At 64.2% G+C, this 26,768-nt stretch carries 28 protein-coding genes and 5 pseudogenes; 6 read left to right on the top strand and 27 right to left on the bottom strand.

The features are described from left to right. Positions 1–13 precede the first annotated feature (13 nt). From DENOEST_RS19695 to DENOEST_RS19705, 3 genes and pseudogenes are all read right to left on the bottom strand, one after another. The gene (locus DENOEST_RS19695; protein ID WP_183148344.1) at positions 14–349 is read right to left on the bottom strand and encodes a TrbC/VirB2 family protein; all 336 of its coding nucleotides are present in this window, start codon (positions 347–349) and stop codon (positions 14–16) included. 79 nt (positions 350–428) lie between these two features. Continuing rightward, the gene (locus tag DENOEST_RS19700) at positions 429–812 is read right to left on the bottom strand and encodes a hypothetical protein (RefSeq protein ID WP_183148345.1); all 384 of its coding nucleotides are present in this window, start codon (positions 810–812) and stop codon (positions 429–431) included. A 1-nt stretch (position 813) separates the two neighbouring features. Then, positions 814–1,325, bottom strand: a pseudogene (locus DENOEST_RS19705) (lytic transglycosylase domain-containing protein). Between the two features lie 470 nt (positions 1,326–1,795). Between DENOEST_RS19705 and DENOEST_RS20380 the strand changes: the two are divergent. Together DENOEST_RS20380 and DENOEST_RS20385 are read left to right on the top strand one after the other, a co-directional pair. Then, entirely contained in the window at positions 1,796–2,209 is a 414-nt protein-coding gene (locus DENOEST_RS20380; protein WP_232096620.1) for a response regulator, read from the top strand. Then, entirely contained in the window at positions 2,206–2,442 is a 237-nt protein-coding gene (locus tag DENOEST_RS20385) for a helix-turn-helix transcriptional regulator (protein WP_232096621.1), read from the top strand. The genes DENOEST_RS20380 and DENOEST_RS20385 overlap by 4 nt, the downstream gene beginning before the upstream one ends. Here the strand turns inward: DENOEST_RS20385 and DENOEST_RS19715 are convergent. From DENOEST_RS19715 to DENOEST_RS19750, 7 genes are all read right to left on the bottom strand, one after another. Further along, complete coding sequence (locus DENOEST_RS19715) at positions 2,411–3,352, bottom strand: sensor histidine kinase (RefSeq protein WP_183148348.1); 942 nt, start codon at positions 3,350–3,352, stop codon at positions 2,411–2,413. The genes DENOEST_RS20385 and DENOEST_RS19715 overlap by 32 nt on opposite strands. Before the next feature lie 26 nt (positions 3,353–3,378). After that, on the bottom strand, positions 3,379–3,654 hold the full coding sequence (locus tag DENOEST_RS19720) for a YunC family protein (protein WP_183148349.1): 276 nt from the start codon (positions 3,652–3,654) through the stop codon (positions 3,379–3,381). 30 nt (positions 3,655–3,684) lie between these two features. Next, positions 3,685–4,545, bottom strand: coding sequence for a PAS domain-containing protein (locus DENOEST_RS19725; RefSeq protein ID WP_232096607.1), 861 nt, complete (start codon positions 4,543–4,545; stop codon positions 3,685–3,687). A gap of 92 nt (positions 4,546–4,637) precedes the next feature. Then, positions 4,638–4,850, bottom strand: coding sequence for a hypothetical protein (locus DENOEST_RS19730; protein ID WP_183148350.1), 213 nt, complete (start codon positions 4,848–4,850; stop codon positions 4,638–4,640). A 119-nt stretch (positions 4,851–4,969) separates the two neighbouring features. Continuing rightward, entirely contained in the window at positions 4,970–8,248 is a 3,279-nt protein-coding gene (gene mobF, locus DENOEST_RS19735) for a MobF family relaxase (protein ID WP_269475924.1), read from the bottom strand. A 10-nt stretch (positions 8,249–8,258) separates the two neighbouring features. Next, positions 8,259–10,220, bottom strand: coding sequence for a type IV secretion system DNA-binding domain-containing protein (locus DENOEST_RS19745; RefSeq protein WP_183148396.1), 1,962 nt, complete (start codon positions 10,218–10,220; stop codon positions 8,259–8,261). Between the two features lies 1 nt (position 10,221). Further along, the gene (locus DENOEST_RS19750; RefSeq protein ID WP_183148353.1) at positions 10,222–10,599 is read right to left on the bottom strand and encodes a plasmid mobilization protein; all 378 of its coding nucleotides are present in this window, start codon (positions 10,597–10,599) and stop codon (positions 10,222–10,224) included. Between the two features lie 308 nt (positions 10,600–10,907). On the opposite strand from DENOEST_RS19750, the gene DENOEST_RS19755 reads away from it, so the two are divergent. Continuing rightward, positions 10,908–11,228, top strand: coding sequence for a hypothetical protein (locus tag DENOEST_RS19755; RefSeq protein ID WP_183148354.1), 321 nt, complete (start codon positions 10,908–10,910; stop codon positions 11,226–11,228). 517 nt (positions 11,229–11,745) lie between these two features. Continuing rightward, positions 11,746–12,039, top strand: a complete 294-nt coding sequence (locus DENOEST_RS19760) for a hypothetical protein (protein WP_232096610.1) — start codon at positions 11,746–11,748, stop codon at positions 12,037–12,039. A 689-nt stretch (positions 12,040–12,728) separates the two neighbouring features. Here the strand turns inward: DENOEST_RS19760 and DENOEST_RS19765 are convergent. From DENOEST_RS19765 to DENOEST_RS19830, 15 genes and pseudogenes are all read right to left on the bottom strand, one after another. Then, positions 12,729–13,289, bottom strand: coding sequence for a recombinase family protein (locus tag DENOEST_RS19765; RefSeq protein ID WP_232096622.1), 561 nt, complete (start codon positions 13,287–13,289; stop codon positions 12,729–12,731). Positions 13,290–13,563: 274 nt separating this feature from the next. Continuing rightward, a complete protein-coding gene (locus tag DENOEST_RS19770) occupies positions 13,564–13,896 on the bottom strand; it encodes a hypothetical protein (protein WP_183148357.1) in 333 nt (110 codons plus the stop codon). 217 nt (positions 13,897–14,113) lie between these two features. Further along, complete coding sequence (radC, locus tag DENOEST_RS19775) at positions 14,114–14,608, bottom strand: RadC family protein (RefSeq protein WP_183148358.1); 495 nt, start codon at positions 14,606–14,608, stop codon at positions 14,114–14,116. A gap of 269 nt (positions 14,609–14,877) precedes the next feature. Continuing rightward, positions 14,878–15,015, bottom strand: a complete 138-nt coding sequence (locus tag DENOEST_RS19780) for a hypothetical protein (RefSeq protein WP_183148359.1) — start codon at positions 15,013–15,015, stop codon at positions 14,878–14,880. Between the two features lie 728 nt (positions 15,016–15,743). Beyond that, positions 15,744–16,493 (bottom strand): hypothetical protein, encoded by a 750-nt coding sequence (locus tag DENOEST_RS20390; protein WP_232096611.1) that lies wholly within the window; start codon positions 16,491–16,493, stop codon positions 15,744–15,746. A 14-nt stretch (positions 16,494–16,507) separates the two neighbouring features. Further along, a complete protein-coding gene (kleA, locus tag DENOEST_RS19790) occupies positions 16,508–16,975 on the bottom strand; it encodes a stable inheritance protein KleA (protein WP_183148360.1) in 468 nt (155 codons plus the stop codon). A gap of 51 nt (positions 16,976–17,026) precedes the next feature. Next, positions 17,027–17,206: a hypothetical protein gene (locus tag DENOEST_RS20395; protein ID WP_232096623.1), complete on the bottom strand. Its 180-nt coding sequence runs from the start codon at positions 17,204–17,206 to the stop codon at positions 17,027–17,029. Between the two features lie 513 nt (positions 17,207–17,719). Beyond that, positions 17,720–19,043, bottom strand: a pseudogene (locus DENOEST_RS20715) (DUF3560 domain-containing protein); the annotation flags it as partial. Between the two features lie 1,170 nt (positions 19,044–20,213). Further along, positions 20,214–20,444 carry a hypothetical protein gene (locus DENOEST_RS19805; RefSeq protein ID WP_183148362.1) on the bottom strand — a complete coding sequence of 77 codons (231 nt, stop codon included), beginning with the start codon at positions 20,442–20,444 and terminating at the stop codon, positions 20,214–20,216. 68 nt (positions 20,445–20,512) lie between these two features. Continuing rightward, complete coding sequence (locus tag DENOEST_RS19810; protein ID WP_183148363.1) at positions 20,513–20,830, bottom strand: hypothetical protein; 318 nt, start codon at positions 20,828–20,830, stop codon at positions 20,513–20,515. A 66-nt stretch (positions 20,831–20,896) separates the two neighbouring features. After that, a pseudogene (locus tag DENOEST_RS20550) lies at positions 20,897–21,719 on the bottom strand (DUF932 domain-containing protein). Positions 21,720–21,803: 84 nt separating this feature from the next. Next, positions 21,804–22,019, bottom strand: a complete 216-nt coding sequence (locus tag DENOEST_RS20415; RefSeq protein WP_232096627.1) for a hypothetical protein — start codon at positions 22,017–22,019, stop codon at positions 21,804–21,806. Between the two features lie 23 nt (positions 22,020–22,042). Beyond that, positions 22,043–22,249 carry a single-stranded DNA-binding protein gene (locus DENOEST_RS20425; RefSeq protein WP_232096628.1) on the bottom strand — a complete coding sequence of 69 codons (207 nt, stop codon included), beginning with the start codon at positions 22,247–22,249 and terminating at the stop codon, positions 22,043–22,045. Positions 22,250–23,139: 890 nt separating this feature from the next. Further along, a pseudogene (locus DENOEST_RS19825) lies at positions 23,140–24,056 on the bottom strand (DNA cytosine methyltransferase). Positions 24,057–24,115: 59 nt separating this feature from the next. Beyond that, complete coding sequence (locus DENOEST_RS19830) at positions 24,116–24,271, bottom strand: hypothetical protein (protein ID WP_232096629.1); 156 nt, start codon at positions 24,269–24,271, stop codon at positions 24,116–24,118. Between the two features lie 191 nt (positions 24,272–24,462). Here DENOEST_RS19830 and DENOEST_RS19835 point away from each other — a divergent pair, with 191 nt between their 5' ends. Beyond that, positions 24,463–24,681, top strand: coding sequence for a hypothetical protein (locus DENOEST_RS19835; protein ID WP_183148368.1), 219 nt, complete (start codon positions 24,463–24,465; stop codon positions 24,679–24,681). Between the two features lie 142 nt (positions 24,682–24,823). Here the strand turns inward: DENOEST_RS19835 and DENOEST_RS19840 are convergent. Next, positions 24,824–25,500: pseudogene (locus DENOEST_RS19840) on the bottom strand (phage Gp37/Gp68 family protein); the annotation flags it as partial. After that, the gene (locus DENOEST_RS20430; protein ID WP_232096630.1) at positions 25,466–26,026 is read right to left on the bottom strand and encodes a hypothetical protein; all 561 of its coding nucleotides are present in this window, start codon (positions 26,024–26,026) and stop codon (positions 25,466–25,468) included. The pseudogene DENOEST_RS19840 and the gene DENOEST_RS20430, both read right to left, overlap by 35 nt. 511 nt (positions 26,027–26,537) lie before the next feature. Between DENOEST_RS20430 and DENOEST_RS20435 the strand changes: the two genes are divergently transcribed. Then, positions 26,538–26,768 (top strand): hypothetical protein (locus tag DENOEST_RS20435; protein ID WP_232096631.1); only part of this gene is annotated, 231 nt, incomplete at its 3' end.

The following is a 26,768-nucleotide window of genomic DNA, read 5'->3' on the forward strand; positions in this document are numbered from 1 at the left end:
CCACCCTCCCCGTTTAGATGACGGCCGTGAAGCTGGCGTTGACGATGCCCACCACGATGCCGATACCGATGGCAAGCACCAGGGCGCCGAAGAACCAGCTCCAGTCCTTGCGCACGGCTGCCACGACCGAACCCACCGCGACAGCGACCAAGGCCGCGAGCTTGCCCAGGTTGCCCTTGACCCAGCTCTCGAACTTGGTGGCGGCGGCCTCGAACTCCGTACCGTCCGTTGCGTAGGCGCTCTGGACCGCCATCAGGAGGGCCAGAATCAGCCCGACGTAGAGGAAGGCTTTGAGCCACTGGCGCGCCTCTTCGCGCATGGACACCGCATTGGCGTTTGCAACAATCATCGAAAAACTCCTTCTCATGAGATTTCCCCTGAATCTCCCGGATGGGCCTTGCGCGGGGCACGCAAAGAGGGTGTAGCCGTCACTTCTCGACAGGGACGGGCTTGCATTCGTACTTGACCTTGGGCTTGGCCCGCTTCTTCGGCTTCTTCTTGGGGGCCGGCTTGGGCGCTTCGACTTTCGCAGGCGAAAGTTCGACGGGTGGTTGAATCGACTGCGGCTGCGGGATGACCACGGGGGCCGGGGCCGGCGGCGGAGGCGGCGGCGGAACGTGCAAATGCTTGATCGAGCGTTCCGGGCAGTCGGCGCCATCGCAGAAGATGTATTTCGCATCGCGCGGCACGCCGAACTGCGTTACGTCGGACAGGCGATCCACCGGGCTGGGTTGGTTCAAGGTCTGCGCCTGGGCGCTTGCGCCGATGGAAGCGAGCGCGGCAACGATCAGTAAACGGGCCGTGCGGGCCATTTCAATCCCCTTGGTAACTGGCAACTTGTGCCGATGCAGTTGAATGTTCTTCGGCCTGTCGCCGGTAGCCTTCGTAGTAGCGCTGCACGTCCATGACGTACTCGACTTGCGCGGCAACGTTCTTGGAGGCGGGGCCGGCGTAGTAGCAGCCCACCGCCTTCCAGGTAGCCCCGAAGCGCTGAATGCAGTCGGCCAACACCATGCGCCGACCTTCTGGCTCGTGCAGGCATCGAAGAGGTCTTCGCGTCGGATGCCGTACTGCGACAGCACGGGTAAATGGATCGTGTTGATCTGCATCACACCCAAAGCGCGATTTCCGTCAGGGAGCTTCGGGCCGACCGCGCCCGTCCAGCCGCGCGACTCTTTCCAGGCGATGGCTTTCAGCAGAAGCGGGTCGATGCCGTACCACTGGCCCGCCTCGTCCCAGCAGGTCGCGGAAGCGGCAACAGGCACCAGAAGAGCGGCGACGGCGATCAGTGCGCGTGAAGAGAAGTGGGGCAGGCCGTATTCCATTGGGCAATTCTAGCAGTCAATTTGCTGTCACGGTGAAAGCACGATAACAAAAAAATCCTAGAGCGACAAGGCATCTGACGATGGTTTGTCAGCATGAAGGCCGGGGCGATTGTTCGTCTCTCCAAGCCGGGCGCCAGGGCGGCGCCATCACTTCAAGCGGCATGTTATGCCGATGGGAAGGGCTGCATGATACCATGTGCAGGAAAAATAACTTCCGTTAGACGGAAGTTATAGGTTTGTGCGTGCGTATAATTCCGGCGCTTCAGCGGCGCTTAGGCGGCGAATCCGACACGGCAACAAGGGATTTCTGTCAAAATTTGTCCGTTGCCTCGCCGGCGAGGGGCGACCCCTACCCTGCCCGCCGTTGGCGTGGCGTCTTGCACGGCTGGTTGTCCTGGACAACGGCCAATCGACCATCGGGATCGGCGCGATCCCCCCTTGGACCTGTAGGTGAAAAAGTGGGAATTAGAGTGTTTCTGGCGGACGATCACCGGCTACTCGTCGCCGGCTTCCGCGATGTTTTGAAGGATTACGGTATTGACGTTGTGGAAGTGGCCTACAGCCTGGACGGGCTGATAGATCGCTACATGGAAGTCAAGCCGGATGTGCTCGTCATTGATGTGCGATTTGACACACGCAACGCCGGGGAAAACGGGCTCGATGCCTGTGAGGAATTACTGGCCCGCGACCACTCAGCCAAGATCATCGTGTTCAGCCAGTTCGACGATCAGTACATCATCGAGAAGTCCTACAAGCTCGGCGTGCTGGCGTTCGTGCGCAAGGACGAGAGCACGGAAGTGCTGCACGAAGCAATCAAGACCGTGGCCGAAGGGAAGGAATATTTTCCCCTGAGATTGCGCAGCTTCTGGCCTGGTCGGCGGTGAAGGATCGCAATCCGAACAAGCTGCTCGATGAGAAGGAAATGCGCGCCTTCGCCATGACGGCGGACGGCGCATCGCTCATCGAGATTGCGGCCGAAATGGGCTTGTCGACCAAGACGGTGGGAACGCTCATGAAGAGCGTGAAGACGAAGCTCAGTGTCGAGAACCCGGCGGACATCACCAAGCTGGCGATCCGCTACGGCGTCACGACGACCGACCCGAAAACGAGAAGCTGACCCGCGTGCCTGGCCGCTTGGGGTTGGCGGTATCCGCGCACTGCACTTTCAGTTTGCCGCCCAATACGCGCGCCCGCTCGCGCATGTCGATCAGGCCGATGCCGGCGCTGTCCTCGCTCTTGGGGGATGCTTTGATCCCCACCCCGTCATCGGTCACTTCGACCTTGTAGAGACCGAGCGCCTTACTGTACTGCACCGAGACGCGGACCTGGTTGGCGCTCGCGTGTTTGATGGCGTTGAAGAGCGCTTCGCGGATAATCTTGTAGGCACTCACGGCCACGGCCTCGGGCAGCTCAGGGCGCTTGGGCAGGTTGTGGTCGAGGATGATCGCCGGCTTGTCGCAAACACTCGTGTAGTGGGCGACCATGGATTCCAGCGCGGCGGTAAAGCCGATGGAGTCGATCACTTCGATACGGGTGTTCTTGATGATGTCGCGCATCTGCGCATAGGCATCGGACACCATGTTTTGGGCGTTGGCCAGCAAGGCGGCGGCCCGCTCGTTGTCCTGGATCAGCGGTTCGAGCTGCTTCAAGACGTTGCGGCTCAAGAGCAGTTGAGGATTGACCTCATCATGCAGCCGGCGCGCGAGCGTGCGCCGTTCCTCGTCGATCCGCCGGTTCGATTCGGCCAGCACGCGGCGGGTCTCTTCGTGTGAGACATCGACGCGCGCCATGCCGTAGCTCGCTGTGAGGTAGAGCACATACAGGAAGAAGACCAGCATCAGACCGGCCGCCATGCTGGAAATCATGTTGGCGCGGGTGATGTAGGGTAGTGCGAGGATCAGCAGAGCCGCCCACACCCATAGGAAATACTTGGCGGCCCGGTTGCCCTTGACCGCCAGGAAAAGACTGACGGCGAACACCGTCAGCACGAAGGCGCAGCTCGTGTAGTAGATGATGGTCAGGTCCACGCCGAGGGTTCCATGACGGCGGACGGTCAGCGCATCTTGTTTAGCGCGGATTCACCCGTGTCGCCTACCGCGATGCCTAGCTCAGCGGCTTGGTTGGAGGCCGCTACCACCTTGGCCTTGCGCATGTCGTCGAAGGTGTTGACGCCGGTCACGATGGCGCAGACCTCGCCGGTCTTGTTGCAGGTTTCGACGTTGATGTAGCCGCAGCCGAGAATGCCCTTGGGGGCCTTCATCACCAGTAGCGGCCGCTTCAGCTCGAACTGGAGATATTCGATATGGTCTTGAATGGCGCCAGCGTCCATGAGGGTTTCCTTTCCGTAGTGGTTGAAAAATCAGTCTTTGCGCTTGCTGTTTTGGATCATTTCCGAAATCGCGTCGTTGGCCATCGTGGCCCGAAAGCTCTCGATGAAATGGGCGACCGCCTCGGGATGTTGCTTGTCCAGCTTGGAAATGTCGATGTTGATGCAGATGAAACCGATCAGCCCGTAAACGTCGTGGAAGATCGGGATCGTGGTGGACTTGACCGCCCGGCCGTCCTTGAGGGCCAGGTCGTAGCTGATGAACGATCCGCCACGGCCCTGCCCCTGGCCCTCGCCGTAGCTGTAATTCCTGATGAGCTGGATGCCGAAGTTGGTGTTGGTGTCGCCCAGGCGCCGCCCGGAAATCGGGTTTTGCACGGCGATGATCGAGCGCAGCGGGTTGCGCGTGTCGTGTAAGACGATTTCGATGGGCGTGCCGGCGAAGGTCTGCCCCATGCCATTCACGATGTCGCGGTAGGACTGGAAAATCCGATCCTTCTCCCGATCAACCTCCCCCAGCGCCGCATAGTCGGGTTGCTGGGAAAGCAGAAGGTATTTGGCCTTGGTGGCGCCATCGAGCATCAAGGTGACATTGTTGGAGTTACCGAGGTAGATCAGATCGGCGATGGCGCGCGGCGACGGGTGTTCGGTGAGGTAATCGACCGCCTTGGTGAAGCGCTCCCGATCCAGATAGAGGGCGCCCGCATCGTCAGCCCGGATCGGGTACAGATCGTCGTAGGCGGCCAGCGCGCGCCCCGGCAGCACCTTGGGGTCGGGGTTGGCCGGGGCACGGTAGCCCAGGACGTAGATACTGATGGCAGCGATCAGCAAGGCCGGCACAAAGACCGTGGCCAGCCGTTTCCAGTCAATAGCAAGAAGCGATGTCGCACCCACAATAAGCCCTCCCGGCCGCACCTTTATCCGCTACATGATATTGGGATTAGGGTGGGTCGGGGTATACCCGGTTTCGGCGGGCTGTGCGGTAGTTAGCGTCGGCGCTTCTTCAGGTCCGCCTCGATGAGTCCTATCACGTAGGTATTGGCCGGGGTGGCCAGCTCGTCACACAGCTCCATCATGCGCTCATGCAGGGCGGGTTCCATCCGCAACGACACCGTTCTTCGATCACCGTAGATATGGGTGCGCCGTCGTTTTTTCCCTCGGCCCTCGGCCGTCTTGTCGGCGTCGTTAGGGTCGGTCATGGTTTGGCATCTGTTCTCTTCAAAGGCGTCCTTTCACAAGTCTAAGGTGACTTGGAGACAGGCGAAAATCGGTTGAGCGGTGGCAACTTTCGCGCGCGAAAGTTGACATTGTGCCGCAATTACCGCGTCACGTCAGCGTTTTTGTCCTGCGTGGGCGCTGCATGTTCATGACGACGGAGTGTTTCGACGGCACTGGTCTTGTCCTGCTTGGCCGCCACCGCCTGAGCTGCCACATCCTTGTTGTTGGTATAGATGCGCAGCTCGTGGCTCGCGCGTGTAGCGCCCACGTAAAAGCTGCGATCCCCGAAAACCTTGGCCATATTATCGAGTGCGCGCGCCTGTTTGAACTCGCTCTCCGTCTCCGGTGCCCGAATGTGGAAGATGGCGCGGTGCTGGGTGGCGCCCTGAGAGGCATGCACGGTCGAGGCGTAGGCGTGGTCCCAATGCTTGTTCCGGCTTAGATCGACCTGGTGCAAGCTCACATCCTTGCCCTGGCGCAGCTCCAAGGTAACGCGCTCGCCGGCCACAGCCGAAACCCGCGCGATTTCCCCGTTCTTGAACTCGCCTTCGTTTCGCGTGATGCGGATCAGGTCGCCCTGGGCCAGCTCGCGGGTATCGCTGTCGTAGACCTCGATCTTGTTGTGCTTCTTCGGCTGCCAGGCGATGGTGGTGCCATCCTCCTTCTTCAGCACCACGGTGCCGGCCGGCGCATCCACGGCGGCCACCCGCATGTATTCGCCTTTCTTGGCCGCGATCTGCTGGTAGTCGCGTCCGAAGCGCACCACGTCGCCGGCTTGGTAATACTGCGCCTCCTTCTGCATGGCGCGCGTCCAGCCCTTGGAAACCAGAATCTCCCGGGTGTCCTCGCTGCGGGACAACTCCCCCTGGGCCTTGAGCCCTTCGCGCACGCCGGCATTGATGGCGCGGCGATCCTCGTTGTAGGCGGTAATCACGATGGTGCGCTCGCGCTCGGCCTTGCCTAGCTTGAGGATGTCATCCACGACGGCGCCAATGAGTTGGCCCGAGTCGCCCTTGACCTCGCGGACCATACCGGTCTTGTCCATGAAGGCAAAGGCCCTGGCATTGTTGGCCAGCGCCACTTGGGTCAGCCGCTGACCTGGCTGCAATCCGTCGCGCCCGGTGATGACATCGACGGCCTGTTTCAAGTCCGGCGTCTTCTGCCGGTTGATCTCGGTCATGTAGGCCGTCTCGATTCCGTCTTTCTGCGCCAACTCGAAGGGTTTGCCGGCCTCGACGCCCTGGAGCTGGAGGGTGTCGCCCAAATAGACCACCTTGGCGCCGGCCTTCTCGGCCATGTGGTCGAGCTGCGCCTTCTGCCGCTGCGACAGGAAAGAGGATTCATCGACGATCCAGACCTCGGCCTTACGCACGAAGTCCGGGGCATACTGCTTCGCAAACTCGATGTCTTTCTGTAGCTGCCGCTCCTTGATCTGGAACATCGAGACGGTATCGGTGGCGATCCCGGTTTCGCGTGCCAAGACCTTGCTTGCGGCGCCGGTCGGCGCCATGCCGCGCACGGTATAACCCTGCTCCTGGGCCAACTCGCGCAGGGATTTGAGCATGGTGGTCTTGCCGGTGCCGGCGAGACCTTGCACGGCCACATAGCGGTCTTGGCTGGTCAGCACCTTGCTGATGGCGTCCTTCTGGCCGTCGCTGTACTTGAAGCCCTGGCGCCCCTCGGCCTGGGCGATGCGCGCTGCCACCGCCTCGGGCTCCATCATCCGGGGTGTTTGGCCCTTTTGGGCGCGAACCTGGTCCAGCGCCCACATTTCACTGCCCAGCATTTTCTTGGTGGTGTAGCCGCCGTCCGGCAGCTTCACGAGGTCACCATCCCGCTCCAGCTTGTCGAAGGCGCGTTGCACTTCGGATGCTGAGACGCGGCCGGCGCCGTGCTCGATGGCGGCCGCCATCAAGTCATTCTTGGAGACCACCGCCTCGCGCTCGATCAGGTGGGCGGCGGCAAATTCCATCGCCTGGCGCCCGGTCAGCTTGTCGTCACGAATCACGCCGCCTTGGGCGCGCTGGGCATCGGCCTTGGCCTGGATGGCATCGAAGTCGATGCCCACCTCCTTGGCCCTCGCCTTCCAGTCGGCGATCAGCGCATCATGGTCAACGTCGACCTTGCGGGCACGGGTCTTGAGGGTTGCGTCTTCCTTCTGCTGGGCGCTGGCGTCGTCGATGTCCACACCCTTGGCCTTCAAGGCGGCCTCGATCTCGGCCCGGCGCTGGCTGAAGTGCTCGATCTGCTCGCGCGTGATGCCGGCGATCTCGAAGTTGCCCTTCTCGTCGGTTCTGCGGATGTCGTAGCCCAGGGCCTGCAAGCGGTCGGCCAGCTCGGAGGTATAGATGGCGCCGATGACGCGCTGCGCGTTGTAGATTTCGTCATTGGTCAGCGACCGCCACTGGCCATCCTCGCGCCGTGTGGCGTTCATGATGACCGCGTGGGTATGGGTCTGCGGGTCCAGCTCGCGGCTGGTGTTGTGGCGGAACATGGCCACCGTGAGGTTGCCGGTCTTCACCGCCTCGGTCTTGCCGCCCTCGGTCTGCCGGGTCTGCGCCAGTTCGCGTTCGATATAACCCAGCGCCTTCTTGACGGCCGCCTCATGGGCTTCGCGCACGTCGCGGGTGCCTTGGATCTCGGCCACCAACGAAACGCTCTTGGGCGCGGAAAAGGTCATGTCGGTGCCGGGGCGGTGCTCGCGTTCCTTCTCGCCCGTCTCTTCGTTCCGCACCCACTTGCCCAACTCCTGACCTTCGACCTTGCCCTCCAGCAGCTCGAAGAAAGCCGCCCGGTCGATCTGGCCAGACAACCCAAGATGCTCGGCACCATTACCGAACCACTCGGAATGCTCCAAGCCCTGATCCTGGGTGTAGTAGTTGTCCTTCGAGAAGTAATGCAACGCCTGCCCGGCGCTGCCGACGTTGTTAAGGCTAATCATCCCTTCATCCCCCCGCGCAACGATACGCGATAGGTGCGCGTCAGTGGCGGGTAGCACACACCGACCTCGGCGCACCCTTGAGCCTTGGCGATCAATTGCACGCTCGCCAGCCCCCACGACAGCCACCCGCACCACGACCTGTTGGGCATAGTAGGCAACCTGCGCATCCAGGGCGCGATCATGTTTAACCCGTGGGTCCGGCATCACAACGCTCTCGACGCGGCTGGTGGGCTCCGGGGTAGAAAACGAAAAACGCTCCCGGTACAGGTAGTAGCCCGGCGCGATGGTGTAGGCGATTTCCACCACGCCAGGCGCAACCTGCCGGGCCGACGCGCGGAAGGCTTCCTCGGGCGGCAGCAAGGCCGCCTGCCCAACGGCGGAAACGGAAAAGGCCGCCAGTGCGGCGGCCAGGACAAAACGACGTTTGCTTGCGATCATGCGCGAACTCCTAGAGTGCATCGGCGAGCGGGTTGGGCTTCGGCGGCTCGGCCGGTGCGGCAGGCTCCGGCGCCGTTTTCGCGTGCGAAAGTGTCTCGGCCCGACCGACGATTTCACCCGTGTCCTTGGCCACCACCTCGCCCCCCGGTTGAACCACGACTTCCTGAATCCCCTCATCTATTGAATCATCGTCCAGCAGATCGCCGCCCGAGGCCGCCGCCGCTGCAAGGGGGATAGCCGGCTTCGGCTTGAACGAAATACCGAAGCCGTCGCGCTCACGGAAGCCCTCGGCAACTTTGGCGGTCGGCACGTAGTCGTAACGCACCTTGGCAATCGGGTAATCGCCCGGCACCACCAGATAGCCGGTCATGTCCGGCAGCGTCAAAATTTCGGAAGTCAGCACGATGTCGCGCATCGAGCGCCGGGCAAAAATGCTCACGCCGTCGCGCTGGGCGTTGAGGCCGTAGCTCAACGTTTCCTCCTTCTCATCGACTTCCGCCTGCCCCATCAGTTCCGCCAAGAGCTTCGCGGCGGCGCCATCGGTCACGCGCAACAGGAGTTTGGTCTGACACCCGGAGATGATCGTCTTGGCCAGATCGTGCCCGTAGATTTCGTAAAGCTGGCTGAAGTCCTGCACGCCCAGCACCACGCACAAGCCGTACTTCCGTGTGTTCGTCAGCGCAAGCTTGAGAATGTCGAGCTTCTGCAAGGTCGGCAATTCGTCGATGAAGAACCAAAGCCGCTCGCGGTGGATCGCCTCCAGGTCGAGCACGGCTTTGATTGCCGTGTCGATCCACAAAGACAGAACCGGCTTCAGGGCCTCCCGCATCGCTTCGCGCGCGGTGATGAACATCCATGAATCGGAGTCGTCATGCACCCAGCGACGAATGGAGAAGGACTCACCTTCATCGTGCAGGAAGCGGAACGCCTCCAACTGATTCTGCACGGTCATCTTGAGCGACATGCCGGTGCGCTCGGTCGTCGGGTCCACGTAGGTCGCGCCCGCCGTCCCCTGCAAGAGCGCGTGCAGCGCGTCCAGGTTGCTCTTGGCAATCGAGTTGTACAGCTCCCTATTGCTGCGCCGGTTCTCGCGGCCAAGAACGCGATACACGTCCTTGAGGACCATCCGGCCCGCCGCAGCCCAAAACGGATCGGCCTCGGCCGGATCGGGAATCAGACCGTTGGCCAAATTGTCGAAGTGGTAGTCCTTTTCGATTTCGTTCCAGATATTCCAGTTCGGGCTTCGCGCGTCGAGCGGATTCATCAGGATGTCTTTGCCTTCGCGGTAGAACGCCTGGGTGAACTCGCCGGTCGGGTCATAGACGATAGCGCGCTTGCCCTGGGCGCGAACTTGTTTCATGAGCGCGAAGAACTGTTGTGACTTACCCGTGCCCTGGGCGCCGCCGATCAAGGTATGCAGCGTCTCTGACTTGCGCCGCATTGGCACGCCGGCAAGCTCGTAGGGACTGCAATCGTCGCGCGACTTCATCAGCTTCTTCAGCTCCGGGCCATCCACCAAGGAAGCGCCGCGCAACTGCTTGTCGCTCATTTTGCCCTTGCCGTAACCCCACCAGTAAAGGCTAACGAGAAACACGAACCCGATGGAGGTCAGAGCGCCGAACAGGATGCCGTTGCGCATGGTTCGTAGCGCATCGTCGGCCAGTTCTTCGGTCAATTCCGCCACCTCTTTGACCTCCAGCATTCTCGGCTGACCTTCGATGTTCAGCTCCATCTTGCCGGCCGTCATGAAAAGCGCCTCGCGGGTTTTGGCCAGCCAATTGCGCTCCAGCCCGTACTTAGCCGCCGGGTCGGCGACAGTGTAGAAGTACGTTCCGGCAACGCCGATGCCGATCACCAGCGCCAACAGGACAACCGTCCAGACAGCCACTAGGAACAGTCGCGCCTGGTGCATCCAGATTTCCGCACCACGCGAGAAACTGCCCATGCTTCCCTTCTCTTCGCGTTTCGCCATCCTAAGCTCCTTTCAGCTTCTTCAACTTGGCCCGCGCCGCGTTCTGCGCGTCGTAGAGGGCTTGGGTATCACGCGCCTCCACGATGGCCATCAGCATCGCCTCGCAGGTATAGACCGCCAACTGCAAATCATCCGAAACAACGCCGCCGGCAGCAGGCGCGGCGACGGCCCGCGCTTCAGCGAAAAGCGCCCTGATGCGCTCTTCGGCCTCGCGGATGTTCTCAGCAATTACGCCCTGTACAAGCGTTTGGCGAAGATACTCGGAAAGACTGATTCCGTGCTCGTTGGCCTTCCGCTTGTAGAAGGTCTCGGTGTCATCGTCGAGGCGCAGGGTAATCGGTTTTGTCGACCCCTTGCCCGTTCCTTTCTGTCTTGGCATTCGCTAGTCCTGACAACGGTTTAGACCATTATAGCATTTTCGGTGTATGCGCGGTGTCTCGTCGGTGTATGCGCGTTAAAAGCCGCGCCACAGCGCGGTTTTTAACGCCGGCAACTATGTTGCGTGGTGTGTGACCGTTCTTCCGGGGCGCGGGCTTGCCCTGCGAGCTGGAAGAACGGTGCATTTCCGACTCTCAAGGCCCTAGTGGAGAAAACCGGCCATTTGGTAGAATGGCACGGATCGACGGCCGCGTGAGGCCGTGACGATCAGGGCGGTTTCCCACCAATCCCATTTCAACGAGGTGAGCCATGAGTGAAGCGAATACGACGAGCAAGCCGGGCCGCAAGGCCGGATCGCTCGACGAGGAAATCCAGAAGGCAGCGGAGAAGTTGCGCCGTCTCCAGGAACGTCAACGAGACCAACAACGCAAGGAACGCGAGCGAAACCAAAAGGCGGTGCTGGAACTCATCAAGGCGGAACGCCTTGATGTGGTTCCCGCCGACCAGTGGAAGGCGGCACTGCCGAAGATCAAGGCGCTTCTCGTTGAAGATGGGTCGAAGCCGGCAGAGCCGGCGAAGCCCGTTCAAAAGACGCAGCCGGAGCCGGTGACGGCCGAGGCCAGCCAATGAGCGTTTTCCACAAATCCATAGGCCGCATTGCCCTCGACCGGGGATACCCCAATATCCCAAAGGGAGAGGGTCGCGCCCGGTTTCCCACAAGAGGCTTCTTGTGGGAAACCGGAAAAGCGCGATGGCCTGTGGAGCTTGTGGAAACGCGGCGCTTGTAAGAGAGACGGCCCGGAGGCCAGAGGCGCGCCTTTATCGGTCCCCTCACGGGGAGGCGAAACGGGTGGAGGTGGTCTTTGACGCATCCAGGGACAGGCCGGCACAGGCAGCGGATAAGCGTTTTCCACAAATCACCAGGCACCGGAGCCGTTGCCCGCGATACCTCAATATCGCAGGAGGCAACGGTCGCGCCCGCTTTTCCACATGAAACCTCTTGTGGGAAAGCGGATCAGCGCGAGGGCCTGTTGAGCTTGTGGGAAACGCGGCGGCGGACGGAGGCACGGCCTAGCGCCCGGAGGGCGCAAGCGAAAGGGATGTGCAAGGCTGCGCAGCAGTCCCCGCGCAGCGGGGATGAGCGCGAATGCGCGAACCTGGAGCAGCCCGGTCGGCCCGCAAAGCGGGACGATTCGCCCAGCAAAGAACGGTGAAAACGATGGAGCCAAACATCGGAAGCCACAAGTTGCACCAGCACCTGAGAGCGCACGGTCGCGCGGAAATCGACGGCTGGGCGATCAACGCGGACGGTGCGGAAATCTGGCTCACGAACCCCTACGGCCTTGACGTGGGGTTCTACGCCAACGACGCGGAAGGATGCGCCCGCATCCTGGAGCGCATTTCAACGGACGATCACGAAAGGGAATGGGGCACGCTGTAGTGCAGCCATTCAGAAATCAGGGCAACCGGCACACGCCACGGAACGGGCGCGGTTGCGTGAAGAGGAAAGGCGAAGGCGGCGGACGAAGAAGGCCGCCTTCGCCTTTCGCATTTTCCGACCCTGCGTGACGCGGCACAAGCGCGGAACGAAACAGCAGGACGGAAAGCGGGAGAATGCGCAAGGCGAACCGCAGCAAAGCGAGGGAAGCCGTCTAGCGCCTCCCCGACTTTCGCGTGCGAAAGTTGCGCAATTCCGGCCGCAAAGCGGACGGGCTGGGACGGCCGCCGAATGGCGGCAGCGGGAACCGCGACGGACCGGCGACACGAAGCAAGATGGCAAAGGTAGCGGCCTACGAGGCGGACAGTGGAGAGCCTAGAAGCGATAGTGGATAGGCGGCCACCAAGCTAAGGCCAGGCCGCGTATTGCGCGGAGGTAGGCAGGCGAGCGGCAACAGGCCAATGGCGAGACAGGCGCGCGCTGTCAAGGACGGTGGCCGACCGAAGGCCGGGCGCCATCGAGCCGGCGAGAGCGTAGCGGTCCACGGCCCGAGTTCCGGCAAAGCCGGAACGAAGAGCCAGGAACCTAACGAAGCGGAAAGACCGGATTGACACGGACGGACCGAAGGGCCGGCCGTGTCAATCCGGTGATCTCTTGGGGAAGTGCCGCGCAAGGAACTTGCGCATGGTCTCTCAGAAACGTCGAAGTGCTTGGCCAAGCGAGGCGGTGTAAGACCACAGGTACAGCTCGCCCACGCGCTCGCGTTGGGGGTCGAGCTTCAAGCGGCCGGTGCTGCCCTTCGGGCGGCCGAGGACGCGCCCCTCATTGCGGGCGCGCTGCAAACCCTCGCGGGTGCGCATGCGGATGAAATCCAGCTCGATCATGGAGGCTATCGAGAAAGCGACCGCCTGAATTTGAGAATTGAGGCCGCCGTCCATGACGGTGGCCGTCTTCGTAACAATGAGCGTCACCCGGCGTTCGGCCGCCGCTTCGAGGATGGAAAAGACCTGGATGGGAGAAGACCCCAGCCGGGTGAATTCAGGCGTAAGAATGAAGTCGCCCGGCTGGGCCTTGTTGAGAAGCAGATCGCCAATGGCGCGCTTGCGCCACGATTGATCGCGGCTGACGGTCTCATCGACCAGCACGAGCGGCGAATAGCCGTGAGTGTTGGCGTAGTCGAGCAGCCCCAGGCGTTGCGAAGCAACGTCCTGGGAGTCGCGCGACACGCGAAGGTAGCCAAAGTAGGTTGGCATCCGGCACGAGGCTCAGGAACGGAAAAGAGAAAGTAGGCGAGCGGGAAGGCACCCGCGATGCCCAGCAATGGGCACGCGGAGCGCGCGAAGCTGGCGAGTCGCCGGGAGGCGACGAGCCGCGAAATGGCCAATCCCATGAGATGGCCGAGAAACCAGCCCGCGAGCAAAGCGAGCGAGCCAAGCCCGACGTTCAAGGCGAAGCCGTCGAACGAGGCGGCAGCAAGACCCTGGGCACGATCCATCAGCGAAGAAGACATGATCGCGGCCAGGTGAGTTAGCGCGGGCGCGCAGCGCCGCGCGGCGGTTGCGCCAAGCGCGCTTCGACGAAGCGAAGCAGCGCCGCGCGCTCGTCGGCCGACAGGCCGCTGGTCAGGCAGAACTCGAAGAACTCCAGGGCGGCTTCCTTGTGCTCAATGGGCAGAGGTTCGAGCATGGCCAAGTTGCACATGTAGTCGGGGTGGGCGAAGGCGGCGACGAACTGGAGCAACAGAAGGCCGGCTTCGGCAGAGCCGGTTTTTTCGACCAGGTGAAGGGCGGGCCTCAACGGCTCGGGAAAATCGCTCAGAAGGCCCGTATTCGAGCCGTAGATCGCGCGTGATTCGCTCAAGATGCACCCCCGGTAATGAAAAGGTCTTCGGGGCGTTATTTTACCAGGATCGCCGGTAGGTTTAATGGACTTTTCCGACAGGAAAAGGCGACCGTGAAAACGGTCGTTAAAACTACTGGGTTTTCGGCCGCCGGGCCGGAAAACCGAAAAGACGTAAAGTTGTTCCCACGGATGGGAATGTGTCACCCGGCCGGTAGGCCGGGTGACAGGCTGCGCGTCAGAGCAGCCCGCGTTGGGCGAAGGACACATTGGCCCCGCCGGCCACGACGATGTGATCGAGCACGCGCACGTCGACCAGCGCGAGCGCGTTCTTCAGCACCTGGGTCAGTGACTCGTCGGCACGCGACGGCTCGGCCAGGCCGGACGGGTGGTTGTGCGCGAAGATGACGGCGGCGGCGTTGAGGCGCAGCGCGGTCTTCACCACTTCGCGGGGATAGACCGAGGTCTGCGTCAGCGTGCCCCGGAACAGCTCGATGTACTCGATGACGCGGTTCTGCGCGTCAAGGAAGATCGCGGCGAACACTTCATGCTCCAGGGCACCGAGGCGCAGCGAGAAATAGGCGTTGGCGTCGGACGGCGCCGAAATCAGGCCGTTGCGCATCACCTTCTCGTCAAGGATGGCCAGCGCGGCCTCGATGACGTGCTCGGCGGTCGCCAGTTGGAACTGGCCGTTGTCGTCGATGGTGAAAAGGTCGATGTGCGAAGCGGTCATTTGTCGGACTCCAGGAAGTGGGCGGGATTGCCTACTTCCTCTGGATCGGTTCGCAGCGCAGCGGTCAAGGGTGAAACGGCCATCGGCCGCAAGCGCCCGCCAGGGCGCGCAGCCCTTGACGGCGAGAACGAACTGACACCCTTGGAAGTGACAGGCAATCCCTACCCTCTGCACACCACGGACCCCCTTCGTGCAGTTGTCCAGCTTTCGCGCGCGAAAGCTCACTTCAGGCGAAGCCCAAGACGCCGCCGGCCGGCGGCGTCGCCGCGTCAGACGGCAACGAAGTGGCCACCGAGGGGGCCGGCGATGATGCAGGGGCGACGGTAGGGACGGCGGGCGCAGTAGCGCAGGACTTCGCGGAGCTGGTCGGCGCGGACGCGGGAGCAGGGAGGAAGGGGCGCATTCATGTGGATCTCCTTTGGCGGGTAGCGGACCGATCTGGCCGCCTCGCAAAGTCGCCGCAGGCGGTCGGCCCGAAGGGCGCCGGCAGGGTTTCGGCGCGGTGCAGGGCGACGTGACAGGATGACCGATCGCCAAGGCGCAGCCGAGGCCGCAGCCCGATCGCAGGGAGGGACCGGGCGGGCACCTGTTCTGCCCTGCCCGCTTGCGGGCAGGTCTCTAGCGCCGCTGCCGGCGAGGCCGACGAAGGCGATGGGCGGCCAGATCGGGAAGCCGCGAAAGGACGCATGGCGCCACCACTCGGCGGGTAGTGCCGACAAAGAAGGCGGGTAACTTCGAGCAGCCACCGCGACCACGCGAACGGTCGGGGGAAGGCGGCCAGGTTGGCAAGGCGGTAAGCGCCCGGAGGGCGCAAGCGAAAGGGATGTGCAAGGCTGCGCAGCAGTCCCCGCAACGCGGGGATGAGCGCGAATGCGCGAACCTGGAGCAGCCCGGTCGGCCCGCGTAGCGGGACGATTCGCCCGGAAGGCAAGAAACAGGCATAGGAAGCCACACAAGAGGGAAGGAAGGCCAAACAGCAGCCGCAACAGCGCCAAGGGAGAAAGCCCGGCCAAGCAGCGCGCGGTAGCGCGCTCGCCAGAGCCGGGCATAGCGGCGGGCCGACAGGCCCGCGACCCCAGCCCGCCGAAGGCGGGCCGCTGCCAGCAGCAGCCGGCGCGCCACCGCCGCGCGCCCATCACGGCAGCACCCGGAGCTGGTCCACGCCGTAGATCGTCTGAATGCAGCGCGGATCGTGGTCCACCACGCGCCGGCCGGCGCGGTCGGTGCGGTAGGTCACGGGCTTGTCATCGTGCGCCCAAACGGAACCGTATTCAGGATTGGCGCGATCCACGATCACCCGCTTGCCCACGTCACGGGACGCGGACGGGTGTGAAGCGGCGACGATTTCGCAGCGAACACCGGGCCGGAAGGCGGACATATCGACGGCGGCCCGGGCCGCCGTCGGCGCGGGCACAGCGGCCGGCGCCGGCCGGATAGTGCGGGCCTGCGCGGCGTGGGCGTCTTCCAGCTCCAGGGCGAGCCGCACCAGAATCGACAGGTGATAGGAAATATGGGCGGTCTTGAGGTCCAGCGCGCAGCGCAGGGCCTCAAGTGGGCGCCCACCGCTGGAAATGAGAATGTCGCAGCGGGAAAGGGCGGCCAGCCCGCGCGCGCGCAGATCGTTGTAACGGGCAATGTCGCGCTGAAGCTCGGCTTGGTTCGAGTCGATCAGCTTGGCCAGGTAGCCCGCACGCGCGGCGGGTGCCACCGGCACGCGCCGCGCGGAATGCGGGTCCAGCTCGTACCAGTTCGAGCGGATGCCGACGTGTTCCGCCTCGGAATACCGGGCGATCAGCGCCGCGACGGCAGCCGGCGCGACGGCCGCCACCAGGGCGGCGGCCTCATCGTCGATAGCCTTGTTCTTGGCGTCGTCCTCGGTCGACATGGTGCCGCCCTCCCCTACCCGTCCAGCCGGGCCAGGAGGGGCACGGCGCCATAGTTCCACCAGTCCATGACGCGGTGCAGGGTCTCGTCACGCTCGGCCGCTGTCGCCGTGCTGAAAAGGTTGTGCTGGCGGATCACGCGGCCAGCGGTGAAGGCGCGCAGGATGTCGAGCGGGGAAGCCGCGCCATCCAGGGCGCGCAGCGCCTCGCGCAAGACAGGATCAGGCACGAAGGCCGGCGGGAAGGGCTGGCCCTGCTCGCCGGCCGCCGTCGCGGCCTGCTCGATGTCGCGCATGGTCCAGCGGGTCAAGATGCGATCCAGAAGGGCCGCGCGCCCAGCGCGCACGGTCTCGCGCAGCGCGGCCGCGCGCTTCTCCAGCAGCTCGGCATCGGCGAGCGCGGCGGCCAGGTGGTCGCGGTCGTTGCGGATCGGGTCGCCCACCTCCGGCAGCAGGTCAACCCAAGGCATGAAAATCGGGTGCATGGTGCGTACTCCCTGAGAGGCCCCGGCGAAGCCGGGGCGTGTGGTGGTGGGTCAGGCGGTCAAGGTGAAAAGAGCGATGTTCACGGCGGTGCCGGAGTCCGCGAAGGTGTCGGGCGGCAGGTCTTCCCATTCGCCGCCGCGCTGCTCCACCAGCGGCCGGAGCTGGGCGTTCTGGCGCGGCCCATTGGCGCAGATCGCCACCAGCTTGCCGCCCGGCTTCAGGAAGGGCAAAGGGCGGATTCATCAGAATGCGGTCGAATGATCCCCACAGGGTTTCGGGCGTGCATTGCAGGAAGTCACCGATCACCACGGCGCGGCGGGTCGCATCGAGGCGGCCGCCCAAAGAGGCGTTAATCTCCACGGCCACCACTTCGCAGCCCTCGGGCAACTGGTCGAGAATGCGACCAGTGCCGGCGCTCGGCTCCAGCACGCGCATTCCGGGCTCGATGTCGGCCAGTTCCACCATGCGCGCAGCCAGGCGCGCTGGGTGGGGAAGAGCTGCGGGCGCTCACAACCTGCACCCGCCGGCCTTGAGCTGGTCGCGCATAGCCTGGAAGGCTGCGGCCGGTTCTCGGCCGCCGCCTTGGCGGCTTCATTCTGCGCGGTGCCGGTCTCGCAAGTGGCGCAGTCGATGGCCTGATGGCCGGCGACGTTGGGCTTGCTGCACGTCGTCGCGGTGGTCTGGTAGCCGCAGGGCTCCACGGCCGCCGGCACTCGCTCCAGTTTCACCGGCTCGGCGGCCACGGCCGCCGGCGGATCGACGCGCTTGGCGTCGGTGATGAAAACATTGGGGTAGGAATGGCGCTTGTTGAAGTCCGATTCCTTCGGCATGCAGTAGCAGCCCATGCAGGTGCGGACGCGATGCGCGCCGGCCGTGTCCGTGGCCTTGATCTTGTTGGTGCCTTTGTAGTCCTTGGGCACGCGGTCATATTCGGCCTTGGTCATATGGGCAAAGCCTTCGCCCGGATAGTTCACCAAGGGCGGCAGCTTGGTGGCCTTCTCGACCAAGGCGGCCTGTTCGGCGGTCGGGGCCTGGTATTCCTTGATTTCCTCGATGCCGCGCACGCGCACATAACGCGCGTTGGTGGTGACGCTCACGGGCTTGCCGTCCTTCTTGTTGACGCGGACCACGATCAGCCATTCGTTATCAATCAGGACACGCCCGCCGGGCTGGATGTCCTGGCCCTCGGCCTTCAGGCCGCCTTGCTCGTCCAGCATGGCGCGTTCGTAGCCGATGCGGTTCTCGTAGTGCTCCAGCCAGCGGCGCGCCCATGCCATCGTGCGCTCATGGGCAGGGATGGCGATATCGCGGGCCTGCGCGGCGTCGATGATGCCGCCATCGAGGGCGGACCAAAGAGACATGGCGCCTTCGTACTGCGAAGCCGGCGGGTTGCGCGGATAGTCGGTCAGGCTGAAGCAGCGGGAAATGTGGTCATAGTTGGCGATGGCCTTGGCCTGGTCGAGCGTCAGGCCCTCGGCGCGCCAATGCTTCAGGAACTGTTCCGCCTCGGCAATCGCGCGCCCTGTTTGCGCTTGTCGGCCTCCAGGCCCTTGATGCGGCGATGCCGGACGGCCGGCAATTCCTTGTATTTCGCATGGCGCAGGGCGCCGGCTGCACGGTGCTTCCAGTATTCCGACGTTTCCCACATCTTCACGGCACGGCGCATGCCGTTCTCGATCCGCTCGGCATCCTTGCGCGCGCGGCGCTCGCTGTGGTGCCCCACCAGGATCGGCTGACCGAAGGGATGCCGTCAGCGATGGAGGAAACAGCCCTGCGGGCCGACTCGGCATCACTGGCGCGCTTGTCGCTGTAGTCGCCGAACCGGTCGGCGCGTTCCTCGGCGCGCTCAACCAAGCTTGTATCCTCGTCGCCAATCTCGCCGCACAGCTCAAGCAACAGGTCTTCGCGGGCCGGCGTCCACATCGGCGCCACGAAAAGCTCTTGACGCGGTGCCCACTTGAAACCGGCCGCCTTCACGCGCTCATAGGTCGCGCTGTCCAGGCGCGAAGAGCTGTAAAGGCGCAGCTTGTTGTCATCGGGCGAATAGGTGGCGGTCATGGTCTGCATGTCGGTCTTCCTCGTGAAACGGGTTGAAGATGGTCTAAGCGGCTGGGGTCTGGTCTGCTCACCGTCACCTGCCGGGGCATCGCTCCATCACTGAAGCAATGCCGTCATTCTACCCCGCGAACTATTGACCGTCAATAGTTTGACGAAGAAAACCATCTTTTTGCACCCTCCCGGCCTTGCGCTTTTCCCCGCCGACCGGAACCTGGAGCCCTCGGGCCGGGGTTTGGGGCCGGAACAGGCCCCCTGTCCGCTGTTCGTCGACCCGCAGGGCGCATGCTCCCTACCCCTTCGAGCACCCACATGGCCAGCGGAGCGCGGGGCCGGCCTTTGCACTGCACCGTCTACCTATCGCCTCGGCGTCCAGGGGCACGCAGGACGGGCGCGGTCAAGGGTGAAACCGGAAGCCGCACGCGGAGCGCAGCCGCAGGCGAGCACCGAACGGGTGAGGATTTCAGGGCGCAGCCCGGCCCTTGACCGGAGAAGCCCGGCCGGAGGGCACCATGACGACGAATCAAGGCGAAGGAGCGGTGCAGTGCGGCCCCGCGCGAAGCGGATTCAGCGCACCAGCGCCGGCACACCACGGATTCAGATCCACGTTCCCGACTTTCGCGCGCGAAAGTCGCCCGACCAGGCCGCCAGGCCCAGCCGGTCAGGGCTCGCCCTGTCCGGCGCCCCAGGGGGACGCCAAGCCCGCGCGGCGGGGGTTCGCGTAGCGATCCCCCAGGAGGCAAGCGCAGCGCGCAGCGCCGCAGGCGCGAAGGCGTCAGGGATTGAAGCCCGCCAGGGGCGAGACTAGACCGGCTCGCCGGTCGACGGCTCGATGCGCAGCACGAAAGCCCGGCCCCGCAGGGGAGACGCCCTAACGACGGCGGGAATTCTGGTGTAACAGGTCATAGACGCCCTGCCCTTCGCTGTGCTGGCAATACTGGCACCAGCGGAGCATTCCCGTAGCCGTGGCCCGCCATTGCGTCATGCCGCGCTTTGCACACGCCAGGCAAAGCCCACGTTTCGGCTTGCGGGAACCGAAGCCCTGGCCAGCTCTCACGCCCACGCTGAACACCCGAGAAGGGCCACGCCGGACGGCGAAGCCGTACCGGCCTAGCGCAGCAGGATGCCGCGCGGCGGGGCGCAGCCCAAAGAGCGCCCGCCCGCGCAGGCGGGCGGGGGTCATCAGCATTGCCAGTTGGCGCGGAAGCCGCGCCAGTCGCGGGCCACAAAGCCCGTGGCCGATTCGAGCGCGGCGGCCAGGGTCTCGGCGCGCCCATGGGTCGAGTGGCGGCGGATCGCGGCCGCGAACTCGGCTAGGGTCAGGCGGGAACCCCAGCGCACCAAGTAACCCCATGCGGCGATGGCGTGGCGAATCAGTTCGTTGGTGGCGGTGTCGGTGGTGGTCTTGCTCATGGCCATATCCTTGGGTTGGATGGTCTAAGGGTGACGCGCACGCGCGGGCCTGCTCGCCCTGGTGTGCGTCAGCGGATCGCAGCGGCGGCATCCAGCTCGGGCACGGCGCGGGATTCGTCCAGGCGCAAGCGGGATTCAGGAACCGGGAACCACGGGCAATCCCAGTCCAGCAGGTAGCGCGCGCCGTTCGCGTACTGGCCGCACGGCGAAGCCGGGCGCTGATAGAAGCCGGTGACGCGCAAGGGAAACTCAATGCCCGCCGGGTTCGTGTAGATCACCGGATCGCCGGCTTTGAACCGCAAGGGCTGGCCGTTCTCGGGTGCATAGGGCTTTTGCGCGTCGTGCCGGGCGGTGACTTCCGCGGCCCATTCGTGGTGGCTGCTCATGGTGTCGTCCTTCGTGTAGTGGCGGGGAGGCCCGGCCGCGCGTACAGCGTGGCCGGGCGGCTCGGGTTAGCCCTTCAGGCGGCGCATTTCTTCAGCCAGCACCCACAAGGCGCGGTTGAGCTTCACATTCTGGTCAATGCCATTGACCGGGCGCGTGGTCGTGGTCCGGCCGGCACGGTTGCGGCCGCGCAAGCCACCTTTCAGCAAGTTCTCTTGCACGCGATTGAACGTGGTCCACATATCGTCGCGGCGGTCCTCGAAGCGGCGCGGGCCAGCACCTGGGTTTCAGTGACCGGCGCGGCGCCTGCGTCCTCGTCGTACTTTGAGCATCAGCGCAGCACGGGCAAAGGCGGCCTGCCTCGCCGGGATTGACCGTCAACGCCTGCATGGCTTCGCGCTGCTCGCCGATGGTCTCGAAGCTATCCAGCACCTTGAAGGCGCCTTCGATGACTTCGCCCACCACGTCGCCGTTATGGCGCACCCGAATATCGTTCGTCGTCCGCCGCACACCATGCCGTTCTGGCAGACGAAGCGGAACATGCCGGCGAGCATCTGATAGCTGCTCGTGCCGTCGTGGCTGTTCAGCAGGATGATTTCGTTCGCCTCCCGGCCGGCGATCTGGTCGGCGTGACGCAGGCGGATCATGTGCTTGGTGTGCTCGCGCTTGCCGTCGTCGCGGACACGGGTTTGGCAAGCCATGAAGGGCTGGAAGCCCCCGCGGCGCAGGCCATTCAGCACGTCGATGGTCGGAATGTGGTGTACCGCGAAGAGCGGCTTTCGTGGGCGGCCTCAGCGAAGATCGAGGGGCCACGGCGCGGATTTCCTCGTCGGACAGCGGACGATCAGCACGGGTGCCGGTGGCGTTGCGGAAGCGGCTTGCGAGTTGCATTTGTGTTCTCCTGGGAGTTGATGACGGTCTAGGGTTGAAGGACTGGCGCATCGGCCTGCTCGCCTGGCGCGCCAGGGCGGAAAATCAGCGGCGCCGGCCAGGGTTGCCGGACTGCTCGGCGCGGTCGTAGTCGCGCATCCAGTCGTCGTGCCCCTCGGCACCCTGGGCCTTTTGCGGGCCAGCCTCGCCGCCTTGGCGGCCACCGTTACCAGCGCGGCTCAGGTATTGCACGTTCTCGGCCTCGAAGTTGAAGCCACCCTTGCGCTCGTCGGCCTTGTACCAGCTCCGAATCCGGCCCATCACGGCCACCATGGAACCCTTCTTCAGAAACTTGGCGTCGTTCTCGGCCCGCTTGCCGTAGGTGGTGACGGAATGAAGTCGGTTTCCTCGTGCTTCTTGCCGTCGCGGTCGTAATAGACGTTATCCACGGCAACGGTGAAGGTCACAGCGGGCGTGCCGCTGGGCGTGTAGCGCAGCTCCACGTCCTTGGTGACATTGCCCACGATGGTGAAGGTGTTGATGCTGGCCATGATCGAAGCTCCTTTGCTGGGTTGATGACAGGTCTTGAGTACCTGGTGAAGAACCGTTCTTTGTTCCTACACCATGAGGCATATTCTACCATAAAACTATTGACCGTCAATAGTTTGACGAAGAAAAACCCATCTTTTTTTGCCCCTCCCGGCCTTGCGCTTCTCCCCCTGCCGACCGGAACCTGGAGCCCTCGGGTCGGGGTTTGGGGGCCGGAACAGGCCCCTGTCTCGCCGTTCGTCGCCCGCAGGGGCGCATGCTCCCTACCCCTTCGAGCACCCACATGGCCAGCGGAGCGCGGGCCGGCCTTTGCACTGCACCGTTCACCTATCGCCTCGGCGTCCAGGGCACGCAGGACGGGCGCGGTCAAGGGTGAAACCGGAAGCCGCACGCGGAGCGCAGCCGCAGGCGAGCACCGAACGGGTGAGGATTTCAGGGCGCAGCCCGGCCCTTGACCGGAGAAGCCCGGCCGGAGGGCACCATGACGACGAATCAAGGCGAAGGAGCGGTGCAGTGCGGCCCCGCGCGAAGCGGATTCAGCGCACCAGCGCCGGCACACCACGGATTCAGATCCACGTTCCCGACTTTCGCGCGCGAAAGTCGCCCGACCAGACCGCCAGGCCCAGCCAGTCAGGGCTCGCCCTGTCCGGCGCCCAGGGGACGCCAAGCCCGCGCGGCGGCGGTTCGCGTAGCGATCCCCAGGAGGCAAGCGCAGCGCGGCGCCGCAGGCGCGAAGGCGTCAGGGATTGAAGCCCGCCAGGGCGCGAGACTAGACCGGCTCTGCCGGTCGACGGCTCGATGCGCAGCACGAAAGCCCGGCCCCGCAGGGAGACGCCAAGGGGTCCGGGGTCGATCAGGACCGGGCAAGGAGGCGAAGGCCCCAGGAAGACAATCAAGCCGCCAAGCGCAGCTCATTGAGGAAATCCGCGGCCACCACAGGACAGACGGCATTACCAAGCAAGTGCATGGCATCACGGTGGAACACTCGGCAGCACGTAGGACGGCGGGAAGCTCATCGCACCGCGCGCCTCGGGCACCGCGAGCATCCGCATCCTGTCACCCTCAATCACCGCCCAACGGTCGCGTGTCGTAATAGTGCCGACCGGCCGGTGAATGCTACGGCCGGTCAAACCGCTCCCGCTGGAATAGTAAGGAATCAGGAAGCGGTCGCCGTGGGCGGCGCGACCCACCGCGATCTGGCGCAAGGTCTTTTCGCTGCGCCTGGGCGTGAGGATCGGGCTCCACGGATGGGCATCCCACTGGATCACGTCGGCAATGGGCCGGTGCGTGCGGCGCGGCAGCGACAAGCGTAGCGGCCGCCGCGAGCGCGTGCAGACCAGGAACAGACGCTGCCGATTCTGCGGCACGCCATGATCCGCTGCATCGACAAGATGCGGCGAGACGGCGTAGCCCAGCCGGCGCAGCGCATCGCGCCAAGCCGGGTAGAGAACCCACTTCTCGAAGTCGGGCACGTTCTCGACCAGGATTACCGGGCTGCGATGGTATTCCGCGCAAGCCACCACGGCCCAAGCCAGCTGCTGCAGCGCGTCATGATGCTGACCGCTCGCGGCCCCTTGCCCGCGAATGCCCTTGGCAGGCTGGCGAAGCCAGCACGACATCATGCGCGGGCACCGCGCGCCAGTCGGCTTGTTGGAGGTCTTGGCACTCGTGCCAAGTATCCGGGTGGTTGGTCTGGTGGTACTGAACGGCCAGCGGCCAATGGTTTGCGGCCCACACGACGCGCGCGCGGCCAGGCGCGCGCTCTTCAATGAAGCCACCGGCCCCGGCAAAGAGGTCGATGCAGCGCATGGGGTCAGAATTCCGTGGTCAGGGTGCCATCGGGGAGGCGCTTCATCAGGTCGAAGCCGTTATCCGTCCCGCCGCAACTCTCCAGCTCCTTCAGCGCGGCCTTGAACGTGTGGTGGTCGCTCCACGTCTTCGGTATCGGTGCCGGCGTTCTCAACAATCACCCATTGCGGGTAATCCGTGGCTTGTGTGGTGGTGTCGGCCTGGGCGGTTTGCATGGTCGCTGTCCTTATGCGGAAGGGTTGAAGATGGTCTAAACGGCTGGGGTCTGGTCTGCTCACCGTCACCCCTGCCGGGGCATCGCTCCATCACTGAAGCAATGCCGTTATTCTACCCCGCGAACTATTGACCGTCAATAGCGTAACGCGATAAAATGAAAGCATCGTGAAAGCATAGAAAGGCATCAACAATGCAAGCACCCGCCAATTACAAAACCGGCTTCGGCCTGTACCGGGCAACCCTGAAGGCACTGGAGACGCTTTCGGGCTGCAAGCGCGGCTGGTGGCTGCGCAATGCGCTCGAACACGCGGAGAACGGGCTGAACGATCCGGCGCTGCGCGCACAACTGGCGCAGCTCATCAAGGAAGCCGGCCCGCGAACGGTCGAAGACCTGCGGCCCGTGGCTTGAAGTCGCTTTCGCGCGCGAAAGATGACTCCAGTTACCAGACGGGCGCGTCTTGGCGGGGTGCTGGGCGAACTGGTGCGGCAGTGGGCCAGGATTTGAACTCTGCGCCGTCCAGCACGCAGCCCCTGGCCGTCGACGTCGGTCCGCCCCACTGCTTAAAGAAGAAGGCCACGCCGGCCGAAGCACACTCACGCCGTAGGCTGTCGATCCATCCGCGCTGAATCGGCGCGCGCACCGAAACCACTTTCGCCGCCCACAATCACCCAGTCCACACCGGTCAGTGCATCGCCGCCCGTGATCGCGCCTACCATCGGCTCAACGCTCACAAATCAGACGCTCGCCTCCACGGCCAGCAACTTATGTACGTCGCGGTCGTACTCGGATTGATTCACCATCGTTGCGCCAAGCCATACATTCGCAGGTAGGCCGGCGGCCGGCGCCATGGTACGGACGTTGCCGATACGTTTGGTCAACAGCAACCAGTCCAAGTGTGGGTGTGCCTCGATCAGCGCGAACAGGTCAGCGCGCCAAGCGTCCGGTGCCTCGTTGTCGAACACGTCAGCCAAGCTCGCGCAGAAGACCCGACGGCGGCGACCATGCATCAGTGCGAACGCCTCGTGCCCCTCTCCCACAGCAACGGTTGGCGCCAGTTCGCGGCGCTGGTGCGCTGGCGCGGCTGGCCGCTTCCCAGGAAACGCGGTGCCAGCGCTTGTCCATCAGTGCCTCGGCATAACAATGATCGCAACCCAACCCCACTTTCGTGCATCCGATCCACGGGTTGAAAGTGCTATCCGTCCAGGCAATCCTCGTCTTCTCTGCCATCACTTATCACCCTTCTTCGTGAAGCCGCGAATCGTCGCCTCCTGGGTGGCGACTTGGGTACGCAGGGGCATCCAGCTCGCCGGTCAGCCGGCCAAGTTGGCCCGTCGCCTCGCGCGCCTCCCTTCCGCGCGGCGTTCAGTTCGGATTCCATCCGCTGCTTGGACGCCTCCAGCTTGCCGATCACGTCGACGCTGCGCTGCTTCTGCTCGTGCATGGCCTGCTGATGGGCGTCCTTCAGCCGCACCAGCTCGCCCTCGTGCTGCTTGCGAAGGGCCGCCAGGGCCTCGGCATGCTCTTGACGCGCGGCCGCCGCGTCGGCCTTGCCCTGCTCCTGCACACGCTCCAGATCGGCGCGCACCTGGTCGAGCGCAACGGCGCTACGCTCGCGGTGCGCTTCCAGCTCGCGTTCCAGGTCGGCCGCCCGCTGCGTTAGCCGGGCGCCATCGGCACGCTGAGTCGCCAGCTCAGCCTCCACGGTACGGCGCGCCTCGTCGGCGTGGTCCCGGCGCGCACGTTCGGCCTTCACGTCGTCGTGCGGCTCCTGGGCGCGCTTATCCAGCTCGGCCGCTTGCCTCGGCCGCTGCCGCCCGCTCGGTCTGAGCCTCACGCTCGGCCTGGGCGGTAGTGAGCTGGTCGGCCAGCTCGGCGATCTGCCGGCGAGGCGTCGTCGCGCTCGTCCTCGCGCTTCTCGGCCAGGGCCAGGGCCTCGGCGGTCTCGGCCTCCAGATCGAGGCCGCGCATCTCCAGTGCCTCACGCCTCGCGCGAGGCGGCCGTTAGCCAGCTCAGGGCCACACCCTACATTTCGGTGGCCCAGCCCTGCACCTTATCGAGCACCGCCTGGGGTGCGGCCTCGCGCCGGCTCAGCCGACTCGGCGGCCTTACGCCGTGCCTTCCACGCCCGCAGCACCGGGCCGATGGTGGCGTAGCTGCCGCCTTTCGTGCTGGTCCACTTCGCCAACAGCTCGCGCACCGTCTCGTTCCGTCGGCCGCAATCTCGGCAGCCAGTTGTTCGGCCGCCTTACAAATCAACTCTTCCGTGATGATCGCTTCGCTCGCCATGGCAAGACTCCTTTCAGGTCGGGTTAAAGTGTTGTTGTTGTTATGTTGTAATATACACCATACAACAGAACAACACAACAACGACGGCGAGCGCGTCGGTCGCCTGGGCAGCTCGATTCACCAGGTCGGCCGCCGCTACCGTGCGCCGCTGAAGGGCCAAGACGAAAGCCACGCGATAGACGAGGCGCCGGCCGGAAAGCGGCCTGTT

Origin of the sequence: Denitratisoma oestradiolicum (genome assembly GCF_902813185.1) — a bacterium.
GTDB classification, from domain to species: Bacteria; Pseudomonadota; Gammaproteobacteria; order Burkholderiales; family Rhodocyclaceae; genus Denitratisoma; species Denitratisoma oestradiolicum.

Bases quoted from the DNA above. Each gene is read 5' to 3' on its own strand.
- DENOEST_RS19700 (WP_183148345.1), bottom strand. From the start codon at position 812: ATGGCCCGCACGGCCCGTTTACTGATCGTTGCCGCGCTCGCTTCCATC.
- DENOEST_RS20415 (WP_232096627.1), bottom strand. From the start codon at position 22,019: ATGGGCCGGATTCGGAGCTGGTACAAGGCCGACGAGCGCAAGGGTGGC.
- DENOEST_RS19805 (WP_183148362.1), bottom strand. From the start codon at position 20,444: ATGAGCAAGACCACCACCGACACCGCCACCAACGAACTGATTCGCCAC.
- DENOEST_RS19765 (WP_232096622.1), bottom strand. From the start codon at position 13,289: ATGCCAACCTACTTTGGCTACCTTCGCGTGTCGCGCGACTCCCAGGAC.
- DENOEST_RS19720 (WP_183148349.1), bottom strand. From the start codon at position 3,654: ATGGACGCTGGCGCCATTCAAGACCATATCGAATATCTCCAGTTCGAG.
- DENOEST_RS20425 (WP_232096628.1), bottom strand. From the start codon at position 22,249: ATGGCCAGCATCAACACCTTCACCATCGTGGGCAATGTCACCAAGGAC.
- DENOEST_RS19835 (WP_183148368.1), top strand. From the start codon at position 24,463: ATGCAAGCACCCGCCAATTACAAAACCGGCTTCGGCCTGTACCGGGCA.
- DENOEST_RS19750 (WP_183148353.1), bottom strand. From the start codon at position 10,599: ATGCCAAGACAGAAAGGAACGGGCAAGGGGTCGACAAAACCGATTACC.
- DENOEST_RS20390 (WP_232096611.1), bottom strand. From the start codon at position 16,493: ATGTCGACCGAGGACGACGCCAAGAACAAGGCTATCGACGATGAGGCC.
- DENOEST_RS19760 (WP_232096610.1), top strand. From the start codon at position 11,746: ATGCGCGAACCTGGAGCAGCCCGGTCGGCCCGCAAAGCGGGACGATTC.
- DENOEST_RS19730 (WP_183148350.1), bottom strand. From the start codon at position 4,850: ATGACCGACCCTAACGACGCCGACAAGACGGCCGAGGGCCGAGGGAAA.
- DENOEST_RS19780 (WP_183148359.1), bottom strand. From the start codon at position 15,015: ATGAATGCGCCCCTTCCTCCCTGCTCCCGCGTCCGCGCCGACCAGCTC.
- mobF (WP_269475924.1), bottom strand. From the start codon at position 8,248: ATGATCGCAAGCAAACGTCGTTTTGTCCTGGCCGCCGCACTGGCGGCC.
- DENOEST_RS19695 (WP_183148344.1), bottom strand. From the start codon at position 349: ATGATTGTTGCAAACGCCAATGCGGTGTCCATGCGCGAAGAGGCGCGC.
- radC (WP_183148358.1), bottom strand. From the start codon at position 14,608: ATGACCGCTTCGCACATCGACCTTTTCACCATCGACGACAACGGCCAG.
- DENOEST_RS19810 (WP_183148363.1), bottom strand. From the start codon at position 20,830: ATGAGCAGCCACCACGAATGGGCCGCGGAAGTCACCGCCCGGCACGAC.
- DENOEST_RS19830 (WP_232096629.1), bottom strand. From the start codon at position 24,271: ATGCAAACCGCCCAGGCCGACACCACCACACAAGCCACGGATTACCCG.
- kleA (WP_183148360.1), bottom strand. From the start codon at position 16,975: ATGCACCCGATTTTCATGCCTTGGGTTGACCTGCTGCCGGAGGTGGGC.
- DENOEST_RS19755 (WP_183148354.1), top strand. From the start codon at position 10,908: ATGAGTGAAGCGAATACGACGAGCAAGCCGGGCCGCAAGGCCGGATCG.
- DENOEST_RS19745 (WP_183148396.1), bottom strand. From the start codon at position 10,220: ATGGCGAAACGCGAAGAGAAGGGAAGCATGGGCAGTTTCTCGCGTGGT.